The sequence below is a fragment of the Sphingobacterium sp. SGR-19 genome (assembly GCF_011043555.1).
In the GTDB taxonomy this organism is placed as follows: Bacteria; Bacteroidota; Bacteroidia; order Sphingobacteriales; family Sphingobacteriaceae; genus Sphingobacterium.
The window spans coordinates 110,759-128,160 of sequence record NZ_JAAKGS010000010.1; the positions used below are offsets into that span (position 1 = coordinate 110,759).

General features: G+C 40.4%; 10 protein-coding genes. 6 read left to right on the plus strand and 4 right to left on the minus strand.

Features of this window, described 5'->3' with window-relative positions:
* Window positions 1-7: 7 nt before the first annotated feature.
* Complete coding sequence (locus G5B43_RS16905) at window positions 8-1,939, minus strand: LTA synthase family protein (protein WP_165295982.1); 1,932 nt, start codon at window positions 1,937-1,939, stop codon at window positions 8-10.
* A 149-nt stretch (window positions 1,940-2,088) separates the two neighbouring features.
* Here G5B43_RS16905 and G5B43_RS16910 point away from each other — a divergent pair, with 149 nt between their 5' ends.
* From G5B43_RS16910 to G5B43_RS16925, 4 genes are all read left to right on the plus strand, one after another.
* On the plus strand, window positions 2,089-4,707 hold the full coding sequence (locus G5B43_RS16910) for a valine--tRNA ligase (RefSeq protein WP_165295983.1): 2,619 nt from the start codon (window positions 2,089-2,091) through the stop codon (window positions 4,705-4,707).
* A 16-nt stretch (window positions 4,708-4,723) separates the two neighbouring features.
* Complete coding sequence (locus G5B43_RS16915; protein ID WP_240904901.1) at window positions 4,724-5,140, plus strand: DUF6157 family protein; 417 nt, start codon at window positions 4,724-4,726, stop codon at window positions 5,138-5,140.
* A 51-nt stretch (window positions 5,141-5,191) separates the two neighbouring features.
* Entirely contained in the window at window positions 5,192-5,944 is a 753-nt protein-coding gene (locus tag G5B43_RS16920; protein ID WP_165295984.1) for an isocitrate lyase/phosphoenolpyruvate mutase family protein, read from the plus strand.
* Between the two features lie 805 nt (window positions 5,945-6,749).
* Window positions 6,750-6,947 carry a YqaE/Pmp3 family membrane protein gene (locus tag G5B43_RS16925; protein ID WP_165295985.1) on the plus strand — a complete coding sequence of 66 codons (198 nt, stop codon included), beginning with the start codon at window positions 6,750-6,752 and terminating at the stop codon, window positions 6,945-6,947.
* A gap of 6 nt (window positions 6,948-6,953) precedes the next feature.
* Here the strand turns inward: G5B43_RS16925 and G5B43_RS16930 are convergent, their stop codons facing one another.
* The 3 genes from G5B43_RS16930 to G5B43_RS16940 all read right to left on the minus strand — a co-directional run bounded on the left by G5B43_RS16930 (window position 6,954) and on the right by G5B43_RS16940 (window position 9,429).
* Window positions 6,954-7,397: a PepSY-like domain-containing protein gene (locus G5B43_RS16930; protein WP_165295986.1), complete on the minus strand. Its 444-nt coding sequence runs from the start codon at window positions 7,395-7,397 to the stop codon at window positions 6,954-6,956.
* 72 nt (window positions 7,398-7,469) lie between these two features.
* On the minus strand, window positions 7,470-8,753 hold the full coding sequence (locus tag G5B43_RS16935) for a sensor histidine kinase (RefSeq protein ID WP_165295987.1): 1,284 nt from the start codon (window positions 8,751-8,753) through the stop codon (window positions 7,470-7,472).
* A gap of 4 nt (window positions 8,754-8,757) precedes the next feature.
* The gene (locus tag G5B43_RS16940; RefSeq protein WP_165295988.1) at window positions 8,758-9,429 is read right to left on the minus strand and encodes a response regulator transcription factor; all 672 of its coding nucleotides are present in this window, start codon (window positions 9,427-9,429) and stop codon (window positions 8,758-8,760) included.
* A gap of 361 nt (window positions 9,430-9,790) precedes the next feature.
* On the opposite strand from G5B43_RS16940, the gene G5B43_RS16945 reads away from it, so the two are divergent.
* Window positions 9,791-15,076: a translocation/assembly module TamB domain-containing protein gene (locus G5B43_RS16945; RefSeq protein WP_240904902.1), complete on the plus strand. Its 5,286-nt coding sequence runs from the start codon at window positions 9,791-9,793 to the stop codon at window positions 15,074-15,076.
* Window positions 15,045-17,372, plus strand: a complete 2,328-nt coding sequence (locus G5B43_RS16950; protein WP_165295990.1) for a BamA/TamA family outer membrane protein — start codon at window positions 15,045-15,047, stop codon at window positions 17,370-17,372. Before G5B43_RS16945 ends, G5B43_RS16950 begins: the two co-directional genes overlap by 32 nt.
* Window positions 17,373-17,402: the final 30 nt, after the last annotated feature.

A 17,402-nucleotide genomic window follows, 5' to 3' on the forward strand; every position in this document is an offset into this window, starting at 1 on the left:
TATCTCTTTATGGCGCTATCAAATCGTTATGGATCATACGGTTGTTGTATTGCTGGATAAAAGCTTTTAAGCTCCGTTCCAAGCTATCCGCAACTTCTGGCTTCTTTGACAACAGATCATGCTGCTCCAGGCGGTCTTCTCGCAAGTTGAATAAGGAAAGGGGCTGTTCTCCATCGTGCGTCATAAAATAATCATCTTGAAAGAAACAATAGGTACCACTGATGTTATTGACTAAGAAATTATTTCTATCACTGGAAAAAGCATCAAAACCAAAAGAAAAATAGGGCTTATTATACCCGAGATAATTCATTACCGTAGGCATAATATCGATTTGCTGTACCAATTTATCTGAAACGCCCTGCAGATTATCATCGCTCGGTTGATAGAAGATAATCGGAATAGCTACGCTATTGGCAGATGTCTTGTATTCAGGCAAATGGCTTACGGTCGCATGGTCGGCGCAAATAACAAATAGCGTATTGTTAAACCAGGCCATCTTTGAGGCTGTCTTAAAAAACTGTCGTAAAGCGTAATCCGTATAACCCACAGGTTCTTGCACCGGAAGAGGACCTTTGGGAAATTTTCCTTCGTATTGAACAGGTACTTTAAAGGGGTGGTGAGACGATAAAGAAAAAAAGCCAGCAAAAAAAGGCTGTTGGAGATTGTTCAGCTCTTTCGCCATAAACTGCATGAAAGGTTCATCCCAAATACCCCATATCCCATCGAAATCCTTGTCATTATTATACTCGTTCTTACCAAAATAATGTTGAATTCCGGCGAGTTGCATATACGCCGAAAAACCCATACTTCCATTGGGAGCTCCGTGAAAAAAAGCCGTTTCATATCCCTCATTACCCAGCAGCTTCGCCATGCTCGTCGTTTTATTTCCAGAATATATAGATAAGACAAAAGGTTCACCTATCGATGGGATGCCTGTAACAACCGATGGCAACGCATCAATGGATTTTCTACCATTCGCAAAGGATCTGGAAAACGTATAGGATTCTCCAATCAACGAATCCAAAAAAGGGGTGTATCCTTTGTAACTCCCTCCTTGTATATCTTTATTCAATGCACCGATATGTTCTTTTGCAAAACTCTCTAAAATCAAAACCACCACATTCATTTTCTTAAAATCGGCGGTATCATTGGGTTGATGAATAACAGGATAAACTTTCTGCAGTTCTTCTTCGGTATAAAAATGAACTTCTTTAAACTGAACAGCTTTTAGCGTCTTTAAGATACTAAAAGGCGTATTTAGCACAATATTCATTTCTTCGGGATTGTGTACATAGTCGCCCGCATTGCTCAATGTGATCGGACGGGTGCTGTGTGCCCATCCCCCACGTACTCCCCCGATAAATAGAAAAGCGACTAATAGAAATAACGCAGTATGAGCTGTATAAAATGGGAAAGAAAGTTTCTGAGGACGGTACATAATAACTATACGGGCTATGGCCCTCACTACAAAAACCAAAACAATAAAAAACAACACCAGCCACCAATATCCCCACACGAAATCAAAAGCCAATTTACTAAGATTCTCTTCGTTCGCAAATTGACGGAATACCGTTCCTGTTGTTCTTTTTAAGGTAAACGGATAATACGCATAATCAATCACATTGAGTGCAACGCCGAAACTATTGGTAACGATAAAGATCCAATGCGCTATTCTTTGATAAGGACGTGCATATTTGAATGCGAATGGTATGGCCTGCATTAAAATATAGAGAATATTTAAATATAGTAAAGCAACCACATCAAATTTTATCCCACCCCACAGCATCAAAAGAAAATCATCTGTAGCCACATTGGGAAATAACGAGCTATTATAAACGTAAAAGCCTATACGCAATAGGGCATATAAAAGTAACAACAGGAGAAATTGAATAGTTAATAACCAGAAGGTATTCACTAAATTATAAGACCTATATTTCATTCGTAAATAAAAAAAAGAAAACTAACGGCAGCCGCAAATTAACATAAAATTAACTACAAATTTACACAATAATAATGCAAATCAACGCATTCGCACAATTGCGGCTAATTCTGTATTTTTGCATTTCGATTTTTGAACGATTTACGATAATGAGCATAGCAAAAACTTATAACCCAAAAGAAGCGGAAGAAAAATGGTACTCTTATTGGATGGAGAATAACTTTTTCCGTTCGACACCTGATGAACGTGAACCGTATACCATTGTGATGCCGCCACCGAATGTTACCGGTGTGCTGCATATGGGACACATGCTGAATAACACTATTCAAGATGTACTGATTCGTCGTGCGCGTATGCAAGGCAAAAATGCCTGTTGGGTACCAGGAACAGATCACGCTTCGATTGCTACGGAAGCAAAAGTGGTTGCTATGCTTAAAGAACAAGGTATCGACAAAAAATCGTTGACACGTGAGGATTTTTTAAAACAAGCTTGGCAATGGAAGGACAAATACGGTGGTATCATTTTGAAGCAATTGGAAAAGTTGGGGGCGTCTTGTGATTGGGAACGCACGAAATTTACAATGGATCCAGATTTATCCGAAGCGGTTATCGATACGTTTATTAAATTTTACAAAGACGGTTATATCTATCGTGGGGTGCGGATGGTCAATTGGGATCCGCAGGGAAAAACTGCACTTTCGGACGAAGAGGTGATCCGTAAAGAAGTTAATCAGAAATTATATTACATTCGTTATAAAGTCCAAGATAGCAAAGACCATATCATTATTGCGACCACTCGCCCCGAAACGATCATGGCGGATACCGCTATTTGTATCAACCCTAACGACGAACGCTACCAGCATCTCCAAGGAAAAACCATCCTTGTTCCGTTAGTCGATCGTGAAATCCCTGTTATCCAAGACGAATACGTGGAAATGGAATTTGGTACGGGCTGTCTAAAAGTTACACCTGCTCACGATTTGAACGACTATGAATTAGGACAAAAGCATAATCTGCCGGTTATCGATATTTTGAACGATGATGGAACACTGAATGAAAAAGCACAGATACTCGTTGGCGAGGACCGCTTTATCGCCCGCAAGAAAGTCGTTAAAATGCTGGAAGAAGCCGGTCAGATAGAGAAAATCGAAGACTACAAATCACAGGTTGGTTTCTCGGAGCGTACGGATGCTGCTATAGAACCAAAACTCTCTATGCAATGGTTTTGCAAAATGGATGCGTTAGCGAAGCCGGCTTTGGAATACGTTGAAAATGGAACAATAAAGCTGATTCCGGAAAAATTCTTTGCTTCATACAAGCACTGGATGGAAAATGTAAAAGACTGGTGTATTTCCCGTCAATTGTGGTGGGGTCAACGTATCCCCGCTTGGTACAATGAAAATAATGAATGGGTAGTTGCGAAGACAGAGACTGAAGCGCTGCAAGAATTGGAAGCACAAGGCAAATCCGTAAACGGTATCCGTCAAGAGGATGATGTTTTAGATACCTGGTTTTCATCAGCCTTATGGCCAATGTCTGTATTTGATGGTGTACGCCATCCGGAAAACGAAGATTTCAACTATTATTATCCAACCAATGATTTGGTAACCGCACCGGAGATTCTATTTTTCTGGGTGGCACGTATGATCATCATGGGACATGACTATACACAGAAACCACCGTTCCGTAATGTATATCTTACCGGGATTGTTCGTGATAAATTAGGAAGAAAAATGTCTAAATCACTGGGCAATTCACCCGACCCTATTGAGCTCATGGAACAATATGGCACCGACGGGGTACGTGTAGGGATGCTTCTCTCCTCTCCTGCAGGTAATGATCTCATGTTTGACGTGGCTTACTGCGAACAAGGTCGAAATTTTGCTAACAAAATCTGGAATGCCTTCCGTTTGGTAAAAGGTTGGGAAAGCACTAATACTCCAGCAACCGCAGCGCAAAAAACAGCCGCACAATGGTTTCAAAACCGATTTAACCAAGCGGTGGCCGAAATAGATGAACATTTTGCGAACTACCGTCTTTCTGATGCCTTAATGACAACCTATAAGTTGATTTGGGATGACTTCTGTGCTTGGTATTTGGAGTTAGTAAAGCCGGCTTATCAAGCGCCTATCGAGAAAGAAACACTGGAAACGGTCAAAGAATTTTTCCAAAAAGTTTTAACATTAGCTCATCCGTTCATGCCGTTTTTGACGGAAGAGCTGTGGCATGATGAATTATTTGGTTCACGCGACACCAAAGATTGTGTTATCGTGGCCCAATATCCCACTGTACGAGCTTATGATGAACAAATCATTAAGGAATTTACCATGGTACAGCAAATCATTTCGGAGGTACGCAATGTGCGAAACTCCAAGGGGATGTCGCCTAAAACGTCGCTTCCGCTAGCCATTAATGCTACGGAGATAGATTTCACAAAATACCAAGATAGCATCATCAAATTAGCCAATATCTCGGAACTCACCTTTGTACAGGAAAAGGTGACGGGTGCATTGAGCTTTCTCGCCGGAAAAAGCGAGTGTTATGTCAAATTGGATACGGGAAATATCGATGTAGAAGCGGAACGTGAACGAATTACAAAGGAAATCGCTTATCTCCAAGGGTTCTTAGTTTCTGTAGACAAAAAATTATCAAACGAGCGTTTTGTACAGAATGCCAAACCGGAAATCGTGGAGAACGAACGCAATAAAAAAGCAGATGCCGAAACAAAGATTAAGATTTTGGAAGAAAGTTTAATGGGATTGGAGTAGTAGTATTATCTTTATAATGATGAAAACCCATACAACAAACTACATCGACACCTTCATTACCGTAGCGGAAGATACGAAGGCAACTTGTGGAACGATACCGCCATCTAGGGAAAATAAAAAGACAATTGCGGAAATGCAATATGAAATATTGGCGAAAAATCCCTACAAATTCACATCCGATGATGTACTGTTCCAGGTATTTGCGGATAGGAACGATTTAACCAAAGCAGAATATGAACAGGCGCGGAAACAATTCTTTTCCAAAGGGCAACCTTGCTTCCGCGCTTCCCCCCTAACCAAGACATATGGTTTTGGTATACATTGTGATGACCAAGGTAAAATAGCTATTTATGGTATGGAAACATCCGAATACAAAAATTTTATTACCGACAAGCATTTAAAACTTGTTAAAGCCATGAAATCCAGTAAATAAAAACCAAACCCATTTTCTGCTGTTCTTTTAGTAAAACATAGGATTAGGATTATGTCATATACTACATTTAAACAGCTTCATCAAGAAAATCAGATATTGGTACTAGGAAATGTGTGGGATGCACAAAGCGCAAAAGTAGCACAAGATGCAGGCTTTAAAGCACTAGGAAGTTCCAGCCATGCTATTGCAAATCTTTTAGGCTACGAAGACGGCGAACAGATATCGGTAGACGAAATCTTGTTTATGGTGGAACGTATTGTGAAAGCCGTTGATATTCCCGTATCGGTGGACTTCGAAGCGGGGTATTCCGATGATCCCGATACCGTTGCCAAACATGTTCAGCAACTGGCCGACCTCGGTGTAGTAGGGATTAATCTGGAAGATGGTAAGGTCATTGACGGTGAACGAAAGCTACAGGATGCGCTATTGTTGGCAAATAAAATCAAAGCGATCAAAGCCAATACACCCCAAATGTTTATCAATGCTCGCGCTGATACGTACACAACCGAACATACACAACCATTGGAAGAATCTATCACCCGATTGTCCCTATATGAGAAAGCTGGTGCCGACGGGCTCTTTATTCCCCTCGTGGAAACAAAAGAAGATATTCAGAAAATTGTTTCTTCTACCCAGCTTCCACTCAATGTTTTCTTAACAGACACCCTACCCGACTTAACCACGTTGCATCAATGGGGTGTAAAACGGTTAAGTCATGGAGCAAAAATCTATGAATGGTTAGTGGAGAAGAATATAGATGTATTTCAGTATTTTGTAAATGACCCTAGACTTCCAAAATCGTAAGTGGGATTCATGGTCAAACTATAAAACAGGAGGTGTAGAATCTCCTGTTTTTTTTATACTATCCAACAACTTCATCAGTCGATATCCGCCGATCAACTCCGTTATTATCATATCAAATCGCCATTAGTTGTTCTTTCTGCCTGCAATACAGCTTCGAGTAACCTGCTTCCGTCTGAAGGATCAGAAAGATTGCAAAATTCTATGACGAGTTGGCTACGAGTAAAAGTCCGATCTGGGCGCTTGCAGAAGCAAACGAGCATATCTTTCAGAACAACCAACTTCAGGTACGAATCCTCGGTACTGGTCTAATATTGCATATACCGGAGCGGATATAAAAATAGACTTGCAAAAGCATGCAAGTCTACGCCAATCCACATGGACGATATCAATTTCTTTCCTTGAGCTAGCTAGTTGCCTCTATAGCGTACTAAGGTTTACAAAGTTTAAAAACAAACAAAATAAAACCTACCATAAACATCAGAAATGATTCATTTGGTATCATTCCCTGTGGTATACTTTCATGGCTTCCTTGAGGCGCGTCAAAATCCCTTTCCATTATTTAAATCATTTGATGTTTTACCCCTCTTTTTTCATTGTAAAATTCATGCTCTTCTCTAGAACAATCATTCTCGATAAAAGTTTCTTCATCGTGTTAATTTTTCACATCTTTTTACCGATTGCTACACTGTATTTACCGAGAAATGCATTGGGCACGCCTATTGTATCTGGATCGGTATGGGTAAACGGTCTATCTTTGGAGTGCTTAAAAATAAGTAAATTTACAAAACATTAAAACAACAACGCTATGATATTGATCGCAGTCCTATTCCCTTGGTTATCATTCTTTTTGAGAGGAAAAATATTAATTGGCTTTATCTGTCTTTTCTTGCAGTTTACATTGATCGGTTGGTTACCTGCGGCAATATGGGCAGTAGCCTCCCGTGTCGACGAGAAAAACAAGAACCGCATCCGCCAATTGGAAAGACGGATGCAGCGTTCTTAATTATCTTTAATCATCAACCCTTATAAACTCGCCTTGTTTTGAGAACTCCAAATCAAGTCCGTTCGAAATCTCCACCTGATAACCGTTTTTTCCCCTCTTCACTTCTTTCACGAACGTATTCGGAAAACTTTTATGGATGTATTGGGAAATTGTAGCTGGCACGAGTTGAGCGGGCACAGCTGTCTCTTTCATCTCTACCTTTTCCCATTCTCCATCATTGTCAAATTCAATTTTTGAACCATTTTTTAAGATCACTTCGTATTCTTTTTTAATAAGATACTCTGTATCCATCTTAACTGTAACCACATTTTTTTCTGAAAAATGCTTTTTCACGAATGTTTGTGCTTTAGCCGGTAGCTTCGCAAACGATATAACTTTATCCTGTGCAGAAGCGCTTGTTACAGCAAATAGCAACAATGCTATTCCGGTTATTTTTAATAGCGTTTTCATTTTAATACCTTCTTTTAGTATTACAAAAATTCTATTTGATTTGGGAAAGATTTGGGAACGAAGGAAGGTTTTTTATCTTATTTTTTCCAAAGAAAAAACATGCATATTTTTCTCGAATCGATAATCGATAGATAGTTCAGGATAAGTATCGACAATAGACTTCACGATGGCGAGCCCAAGTCCATTTGACTGGCTATCTTGCGTGCCTTTATGAAAACGGTTAAAAATCTTCTCTCGGTTTAGTATAACTTGATTGCCTGTATTCGCTACCAAGAGATGGTTTTGACGTATATTTACGATTATCTTTCCTCCTTTAATATTATACCGTATAGCATTTCGGAACAAATTAGAGATCAGCACAACCGCCAAATCTTTGTTCATCGATACATCAAAATTTCCATGTGTTTCTATTTCCAATGTTATATCTTTAAACGATAAAAAATCTTGAAAATCGCTACTAATCTCTTCTATTATATGATTTAAGCTAATCCGTTTAACGTCCTTATATTGTTTATTTTCAATTCTCGACAGCATTAACAATGCTTTGTTTAAATTTACAAGCCGGCGCAAGGATGATTTCGAATTAGCCAATTGTGTCAGTTGGCTTTCCGTAAGCGATTCGTCTTCCATCAACATTTCCAGTTTATTAATTGTAACAGCTAAAGGCGTTTGTAATTCATGTGCAGCATTTTCAATAAAACGTTTTTGTTCATCAAATACCTCTTCATTTCGCTTCCACATCCGATTAATCTCTTCATCTAATTGGTTAAATTCGACAATATTCGTGGACACAGGCTGTAAATCCTCCTTTTTTCCGAAGCGATAGAGATTCAAATTCTCCAAAATAATTCGAAACGGACGCCAAGCTCGGCGAAGAACCAGTTCATTAATTAAATATACACCCAATACCAGAACTAAGTACAATACAATAAGTGCCGTGGTTAGGTTCAGGATTAAATCGTCTTCTTCAACCGTGGATGTACGAATTTCCAAATGATACGGTTTTTGATCGGGTGCATAAAACCCTGTTCGTAATACCCGATAGGGCTCCATCTCATCGTCATAGGGCATATAGAAAAACTCATTGTCTAGATAATTTTCCTCCGAAAAATCATCTTCATCACCAACGGGTGTAATTCGAAATTGGTTAATGCCGTATTTATTTGTTTCCAGAAGTTCTGGATGCTCATAAACCTCTCTTAGAATCAATATCTTCTGGTTTTTTAGCCCGTCATCCACATTGTCGTACACCTCTTCCAGGATAAAAGCGTAAAACAACGCTGCCCAAATTGTGATAATAATCAGGAAAGCGATGCTCAAATAACGCAAAGTATAATTCTTGAGAGAGACCTGCATCGTATTATACCAATTTATAGCCTACACCATAGACTGCTTGAAAATCCACTTCTGCTTGATGGCTTTTAAGCTTTCGTCGTAAATTCTTTATTTGTGAATAGATAAAATCAAGGTTATCCGATTGGTCGGCATCATCGCCCCAGACAGCTTCTGCAAGCGATGTCTTCGTGACCAGTTTTTCAGGACGTATCATAAAATAGTATAACAAGTCATATTCTTTTCGGTTTAATTGTACCTCGTCTGTTCCAACAAGAACCTTACGTTCTTCCGGAAACAATTTCACATCTTTAAATTGAATAGCTTGTTCACCATGGTGACTTTTCCGGCGGATAATTGTTTTGATACGAGCAAGCAACTCCGCAAGATGAAAAGGTTTCGCTAAATAATCGTCTGCTCCCAATTCCAATCCTTCAACCTTATCCTCCACGGAGTCCTTGGCTGAAACGATAATGACCGAATCGACCTTTCCAAATTTTCTTAGCTCGGACAACAATTGCATACCTGTCCCGCCGGGTAGCATGATGTCGAGCAGTACGCAGTCGTAATCATAATTAGCTAATTTAGCCAGGCCACTGGCATAATCACTGGCGGTCTCTACGATATATTTTTCGCCTTCAAGAAATGATTTCATCACATCACAAAGATCCGCTTCATCTTCAACAATCAGTACCTTCATAATTAAACTAAACTACAACATTAGTGACATAATTAGGAAAGATTTTGGAAATTTTCGATATAATCACCTATTAATTAGATTTTTTAATTTCATTATTCGACGTTTTTTTAAAACTCTACTATTGCTAATAGTTCGCAAATCTTATCTTTGTTCGTCGCTTTATATCGGTAAATAATAGAATTAGAAATAAACATTTCTGTTCTTTTTACGTTTGTTGGTAAAGAGGATTGCAAATAAAAGTCGCGTACAAATTTAACAGAAAATCACCTTGAATCGATTCGGACGAATAGCTTTAAAAACAATATTGTGGATTATCGGCAGTATCATTGCCTTACTGCTATTGATTATTTTACTTATACGAATGCCAGCGGTTCAAAACTACGTGGTCGGCAAGGTTACGAATTATTTGGAAAACAAGATCGGAACACCGGTCGATATTGGATACATCAACATCACGTTTCCTAAAAAATTGGTATTGGAGAACGTCTATTTTGAAGACCAATCCCAAGATACATTGATTGCTGGAGAAAAATTATTGGTAGACATCAATATGTTCAAACTATTGAAAAATACCGTTGAGGTACAACAACTAGAACTAAAAGGCATTACCGCAAAAATAAACAGAACACTCCCCGATAGCAGCTTTAACTTTGATTATATCGTTGAAGCCTTTGTTTCCGAAGAGGAAAGCACTGTAGATGCTGATACTACCTCAGCACTCGTTTTCGATATCAATGATGTGTTGTTTGAACGGATTCATTTTGTTTACAATGATAAAGTTATCGGAACCAGCGCCGATATAAGACTAGAGCACTTTGATACAAAAGTCAAAAAGTTCGATCTATCTAACAATATGGCATTTTCGATGCCAAAGATCAAATTGGACGGGCTAACGGCACTGATTAAACAGTGGGCACCGACATCCGAAGCAGAAGCTCCGTCGGCAGAAGATTTCGGTATTAAAGATGCATCTGTCGAGGAATCTTCCTTACTCCCAGATCTCGAGATAAAAAAAATGGACTTAAGCAACATCTTTGTAGCTTATCAGGATTCGTCTTCCGCAATGGATACCCATTTTGAAATCAAGAAATTGGCAGCGGATATCAAAGAACTTGACCTGAATAAAGAGATTGCCCGCTTAGGTGATGTTACGTTAGGTGAAACCGATGCACAAGTATTCATGGGAAAAACAGCGTCTACCGCTACCGTAGGCGCCGATACCACAGCTTCTGCAGACAGCAGTTCGGTAAATTGGATAGTTTCGGCGGATCGCTTAGCGATCAATAAAACTAATGTTTGGTTTAGAGATGAAAATCAGCCGCGCATGGAAGGTTTTGATTATTTCAATATTAAAATCAGCGACTTTCTTGGCGAATTAGAGGATCTATATTACTCCACCGATTCTATTTCCGGATCGTTGAAAAACTTAGTCATGGCGGACCATTCAGGGTTTGCTATCAAAAAGCTGCAAGCAGATTTTGTATACCATAATACAGGGGTGGAAATCCGCAATTTTATCGCACAGACACCAAAAACTACTATTCGGGATTATATTAAGTTGTCTTATCCTTCGCTGGACGCTTTAACAGAAAACCCCAGCCAGGTTCTGGTAGAAGCCAGTATCAAACAGTCCACGCTGGACATGAGCGACATCCGCTATTTCGTACCGGATCTGGATACGATGGAAGTTATGAAACCGCTCTTAGCGCGCTCCTTTTATATCAATGGAAGCGTAAAAGGACGGATGAATGATCTTACTATTCCGAACATGGAGTTCAAAACGCTAGATCGTACGCATTTGATAGCGAGTGCTGTTATTAAGGGACTTCCCGATACAGACAAGCTCCACATCGATTTGAATTTGAAAAAGTTTACGACGGGCAGAGCGGATATAGAACGTTTAGTCGCTAAATCCATGATGCCAGATAGTTTACAACTTCCTAACGCCGTAAGTCTGTCGGGCACATTCAAAGGAGGAATGGCCGGTTTCGATGCCAACATGAGCCTCGTTACGGAAAAAGGAAACGCTACAGTGAATGGCAACGTGCAAATGGGGACAGATACCACTTACAACGCTTACGTATCGATCGACGATCTGAATATCGGAAACATCTTAAATCAAGATTCTGTTTTAGGAATTATATCTGCGGAAGCGAATGTAGTCGGAACCGGATTAGATCCCAAACACATGAATGCGTCGGTAGATGGTCGTTTAAACCATCTGGACGCAATGGGGTACACCTATCATGATATACAATTGCAAGTGGATGCCAAAGACGGGGATATCGCGGGTACACTGAATAGCCCTGATCCGAACATACAATTCCATATGGATTTTGCTGCCGACATGCGCAACATGTATCCAAAAGTACGCGCGACACTTATGATCGACAGCGTAAATCTTCAAAATCTCAAGCTTATGGAGGATGATTTTCGATATCATGGAAAGATTATTGCCGACTTTGAAACCGCCGATCCTGATTTTCTGAATGGCTCGATCGTTGTCGCCAACTCTTCTATTGCCTATAATGACGCGCGTTATACATTAGACAGTATATCTTTGGAAGCAACCGCGGATACCAATAGAAACACGTTGATCCTAAGATCAGAATTTCTCCGCGCCCATATGGTGGGGAAATATCAACTCACGGCATTACCCCCTGCCATACAGGATATTATACAGATATATTACAATCCGGGTAACGTACCGAAGGACACTACATCGTATGATCCGCAACAGTTTGAATTTAGTGCCACACTCAATCACTCTCGTTTTATCCGCAATTTCCTCCCTAGCTTGGAAGAAATGCGTGATATCACATTGGATGGTACATTTAATAGCGCTACCCAAAATTTTATGGCTAAACTCATTGCACCAAAAATTGTGTACGAGGGCACGTCGATAGAAGACGTTGGTTTTGACCTGACAACATTCGACAGCACACTATATTATTCCGCGCTTATCCACAAAATCGAAATGGGAAATATAGAATTGAATAACACCGTGATGAGTGGTAGCATCGTAGAAAATAATATCGATTTGGGGCTCTGGATAAAAGATGAAGATGATAAAGAGCAATATCATTTAGGTGCGAAACTACGAGCTGCTGAGAATAATTTTATTTTCAGCTTGAATGAAGATGGACTGAAATTAAACTATGAAGATTGGAACATCGATACTACGAATACGATTAGTTTTGGAGAGAGCGGTGTGTACGCCCAGAACTTCCACTTAACGAATAATGGACAGGAACTTCTTATTCAATCCCAAGATTCTGCTCTAAATGCGCCTATTGATGTTACGTTTAACAACTTTAGAATTGAGACCTTTACACAGATGCTAGAATCGGAGATGTTAAATATCGGGGGTGGTGTCAACGGTACAGCTACCATATCTCGACTGGAGAGTAATCCCGTATTTATTTCTGACTTAACCATCGATAGATTTTATTTCGGAAAGGATACCGTAGGAAATATTTTGGTCAAAGTCGATAACATAAAGGAGAACACGTTCTCTGCCGATGTGAAAATTGAAGGTAACGGTAATGATGTACAGTTGTTAGGTGATTTCATCAGTCCGCCTGATGGACCTGCTACGTTGAGTGCTACCCTCTCTCTGAAACCCATGAAGATGACGACCATTCAGGCATTTAGTTTAGGTTATCTGGAGGATTGTGCAGGAGACTTAACTGGTGACTTGAAAATATCCGGCACGGTAGATGCACCGAAAATCAATGGTGGACTCACATTCCAAAACAGCAGGCTGAATGTCGCCATGTTGAACGCCGATTTCCTTATGGACAATCAGACGATACATTTCAATGATAAGGGTATACAATTCAGAAAATTTGAGATCAAAGACTTGCGTGGTAACTCTACCTTGTTAAACGGTTCTATAGCCACGACTACCTATACCGATTTTGACTTCAATTTAAATCTGAACATGAACGATTTCGCTGCGGTCAATTCTACAAGAGAAGACAACGATTTATTCTTCGGGAAGCTGTATCTGACATCTAATCTTCGTATCCGAGGTAATTTGGATCAGCCACGCGTCGATGGTAGTATTATGGTCAATGAGAATACCGACTTTGTATTTGTCGTACCTAATGACGACCCGGGTGTTGCACAGAGAGATGGTGTAGTTAAGTTTGTGAACCGTAGCGATACCGCAGCAAGGAATATCTTTGCTAGACTTGACTCCATGACCACCGCAAGCCAACTATCCGGAATGGATATCGCTCTCAATCTCTCCACCGACCGAGAGGCGAAGTTTAAAGTGATATTGGACGAAGGGACAAAGGATGCACTTAACATACAAGGAGTAGCGGAACTAAATGCGACTATCGATGCCAGCGATAAGATTACGATGTCGGGAACGTATACCGTAGAAAAAGGGGACTATACATTTTCATTAGGTCCTATTTCTAGGCCATTTATCTTCCAAAAAGGAAGTACTATCACGTGGAACGGTGATCCACTCGATGCACGTTTGGATATTACGGCTATCTACAGGAATCGTTTTGCTACACTGGAATTAGTACAATCTCAAATTGGAGCAGAGAGTCAAAATCTGTATAAACAACGTATTCCTTTTGACGTAAAACTTATCCTAACAGGAGAGCTTTTCAAACCAGAAATCAATTTTGACATTGATTTAGATGAAAATAACGCCATTGTTTCACAAGATGTCGTAAGTAAAGTAAATATCGCATTGGCGAGCATACGCGAAGATCCCGCCGAACTAAACAAACAGGTGTTCTCATTGATTGCACTGGGTCGGTTTATGTCGGCCAACCCATTTGAAAGTCTTTCAGGTGGTGGCGGAGCCGAAGGTATGGCGCGCAGTACGGTTAGTTCATTTTTAACGAGTCAGCTAAACAACCTGGCTTCCGATCTAATTAAAGGTGTGGAACTAGACTTCAACTTGCAATCAGAAGAAGATTATCTATCTGGAAATGCCCAAACACGAACAGACCTAAATGTCGGGGTCTCCAAAATGCTATTTGATGATCGCTTAAAGATTACGATCGGTTCTAACTTTGAAGTGGAAGGGAATACGCGTCCGGGCGAAAAAGCATCCAATATAGCCGGTGATATTTCCTTAGATTATCAACTTTCGAAAGATGGGCGTTACTTCGCACGTGTATACCGAAAAAATCAATATCAAGCGACACTACAGGGACAATTCGTCGAAACGGGTATTGGTTTCATTATCACGATGAGTTATGATAAATTCAAGGAATTGTTTATGAGTTCGCGGGCATTGGAGCAATATTATAATACCGATAGCAAGGGGTTCCGTCGCCGTTTCGATGTGGAGCGCATGGAATCTGACTCGGTGTATCGAGACAGCGTCCGCATAGTCATCCGGGATAGCCTGATGAAAAACAGCCCCGAATTTCGTAAACGTTTCGAGGAACGTCAAAAAGACGAACAGTTAAAACGTCAAGAAAACCACACAGACAGTTCAACGACTGATGCACGGACAGATTCTACACAACGCGTTATTCGCAGGGAAGAGCTAGACGAACAGGAAGAAAAAGAAACAGAACGTGAACACAAAGATTCAACGAATACAAACGTAGATGGGACACCAGATACCGTCAGAGACGATGAAGAAGAAAGGGGGCCACATGAAAACTAACCGACATATTATTGTGGCAGGTATGATTTCGCTAATTTTTGCAGCAAGCTGTAATCCTACGAAATATCTTGCAGAAGACGAAAAGCTCTATAATAAAGGGCATGTGGCGATTCATCAAGATAGTATACCCACAGATAGGAAAGAGGCATTTGAAGCTCATCTCGAGGACATGCTACGTCCCAAGCCTAATAAAAAAATCTTAGGTGTCCGTTATAAACTCGGACTCTATAATATGGGTGGCGGGCCGGATTCGACCAATAGCTTTATCAAAAGGTGGTTAAAAAAACAGGGCGAAGAGCCAGTTCTTCTTAGCGATGTAAACCGTGAATATAACGAAACACTTCTACGCAGCCGGATGGAGAATCTTGGTTTCTTCAACGCTTATGTCACTTCCGATACGACAATAGATGGTAAATTTGCAGAAGTGACCTATGACGCATTTCCCGGCAGTATCTACCGCATTGCAAAGATCGACTTTGAAGTGGATTCGACTAAACAGCTTGGTAGGGATATTTTAAGCACCAAGCAACACACATTGTTAAAGCCAAAGAGCAATTATAACCTTGATGTTATCCTAAATGAGCGGGATCGCATTGACAACGACCTGAAAAACAAGGGTTATTATTACTTTTCTCCGGATAACATCTTGCTAGAAGTCGATAGCAGCAAAGGAAGTCACGAAGTCGATATGTATGTCACCCTGAAACCGGAAACGCCGCAAAAAGCTCGACAGCCACAAAAGATAGGAAATGTTTATATCTACCCCAATTACGAGCAAACTTCGGGAGGACTCCAATTAAGACGCCCTCGACGTGCCCAGTTATTTGACGATAGGTATTATATCATCGATCCGGAAAACACATACCGAAAGAAGGTACTGGCTAACCATATTTTTTTTAATACTGGACAGATGTACAACCGGTGGGATCACAACCTAACGATCAGTCATTTGGTAAATTTGAATGCATTTAAGTTTGTAAAAAACACATTCGTCGATAGCCCGGACTCTGCGAATACCTTGGATGTTTACTATCACCTCACGCCTATGCAACGCAAAACGATTCGTTTTGAGGTACTAGGGAAAACGGCGTCTGTTTACAACGGTACAGAAGCAAATATTAATTGGACATTGCGTAACGCATTTAAGGGTTTCGAAACATTAAATTTGACCTTGTTCGGCGGCTACGAAACCCAGACAGGCGGCAGTGTCAACCTGAACTCCAGTTACATACGTTATGGAGCAGAAGTAGGCGTGGTGTGGCCACGTTTATTATCGCCCTATAAATGGGCTCCTGCGCGACGGTATATACCTAAAACATATACAAAAGTAGGTTATGAGTTTTTAAATCGGAGAAATGCATACACGCTCAATTCACTGTCTATTAATTATGGTTATAACTGGAAAGAAAATGAACAGAAACAGCACGACTTAGCCCTAGCTGAAATTATCTATGTGCAACCGCGTAATATTTCGGACGACTATCGGGCACAAATGGATACTGTTCCGACTCTACGTCATATTGTTGACCCTCAATTTTCTTTTGGCCCTAACTATAATTATACATATACGAACTCGATGGACGCAGAACGTAAACATACCTTTTATGCAAAAGCGGGCTTAAATACTTCTGGCAATATATTAGGATTAATTCAAGGAGCAAATTATGACGAGGGCGCAAAAGAAATTTTTGGAACACCATACGCACAATTTGTCAAAGCGGAAGCTGATTTTCGTCACTATATGAAATTGACAGCTAATTCCCAACTTGCCTCCAGGATAATGGTGGGTATGAGTCATTCGTATGGAAATTCCCGCTCCCTCCCCTATTTAAAACAATTTTTCTCCGGCGGTCCCAATGGACTACGTGCTTATCGCGCTAGAGCAGTTGGGCCCGGATCAGCTTATCCTGAAAACCTAGGTGAAAACAATTTCTTTGCCGACCAGACCGGTGATTTCAAATTGGAGCTTAACACGGAATACCGAGCGCAGATAGCCGGCATGTTACATTGGGCTGCGTTCATCGATGCAGGGAATATATGGCTACAGCGTGAAGACGAGAACAAACCTGGCGGAAAATTGTCCAAAGATTTTTACAAAGAACTAGCCGTAGGTGCAGGTCTGGGACTACGTCTTGATCTGGATTTCTTGATTGTCCGGACAGATTTCGCTATACCCGTACGTGTACCGTATCGGGATCCGGGAGATCGTTGGGTATTCAAATACATTGATTTTAGAGACAGGCAATGGAGACGCGAAAACGTTGTGTTTAATTTAGCCATCGGTTATCCATTCTAATTTCTTTTATTTTTGCTCTCTTTTCCGTAC

Excerpts from the sequence above, each read along its gene's own strand:
- G5B43_RS16905 (WP_165295982.1), bottom strand. The coding sequence starts at position 1,939 with ATGAAATATAGGTCTTATAATTTAGTGAATACCTTCTGGTTATTAACT.
- G5B43_RS16910 (WP_165295983.1), top strand. The coding sequence starts at position 2,089 with ATGAGCATAGCAAAAACTTATAACCCAAAAGAAGCGGAAGAAAAATGG.
- G5B43_RS16915 (WP_240904901.1), top strand. The coding sequence starts at position 4,724 with ATGATGAAAACCCATACAACAAACTACATCGACACCTTCATTACCGTA.
- G5B43_RS16920 (WP_165295984.1), top strand. The coding sequence starts at position 5,192 with ATGTCATATACTACATTTAAACAGCTTCATCAAGAAAATCAGATATTG.
- G5B43_RS16925 (WP_165295985.1), top strand. The coding sequence starts at position 6,750 with ATGATATTGATCGCAGTCCTATTCCCTTGGTTATCATTCTTTTTGAGA.
- G5B43_RS16930 (WP_165295986.1), bottom strand. The coding sequence starts at position 7,397 with ATGAAAACGCTATTAAAAATAACCGGAATAGCATTGTTGCTATTTGCT.
- G5B43_RS16935 (WP_165295987.1), bottom strand. The coding sequence starts at position 8,753 with ATGCAGGTCTCTCTCAAGAATTATACTTTGCGTTATTTGAGCATCGCT.
- G5B43_RS16940 (WP_165295988.1), bottom strand. The coding sequence starts at position 9,429 with ATGAAGGTACTGATTGTTGAAGATGAAGCGGATCTTTGTGATGTGATG.
- G5B43_RS16945 (WP_240904902.1), top strand. The coding sequence starts at position 9,791 with ATGCCAGCGGTTCAAAACTACGTGGTCGGCAAGGTTACGAATTATTTG.
- G5B43_RS16950 (WP_165295990.1), top strand. The coding sequence starts at position 15,045 with ATGAAGAAGAAAGGGGGCCACATGAAAACTAACCGACATATTATTGTG.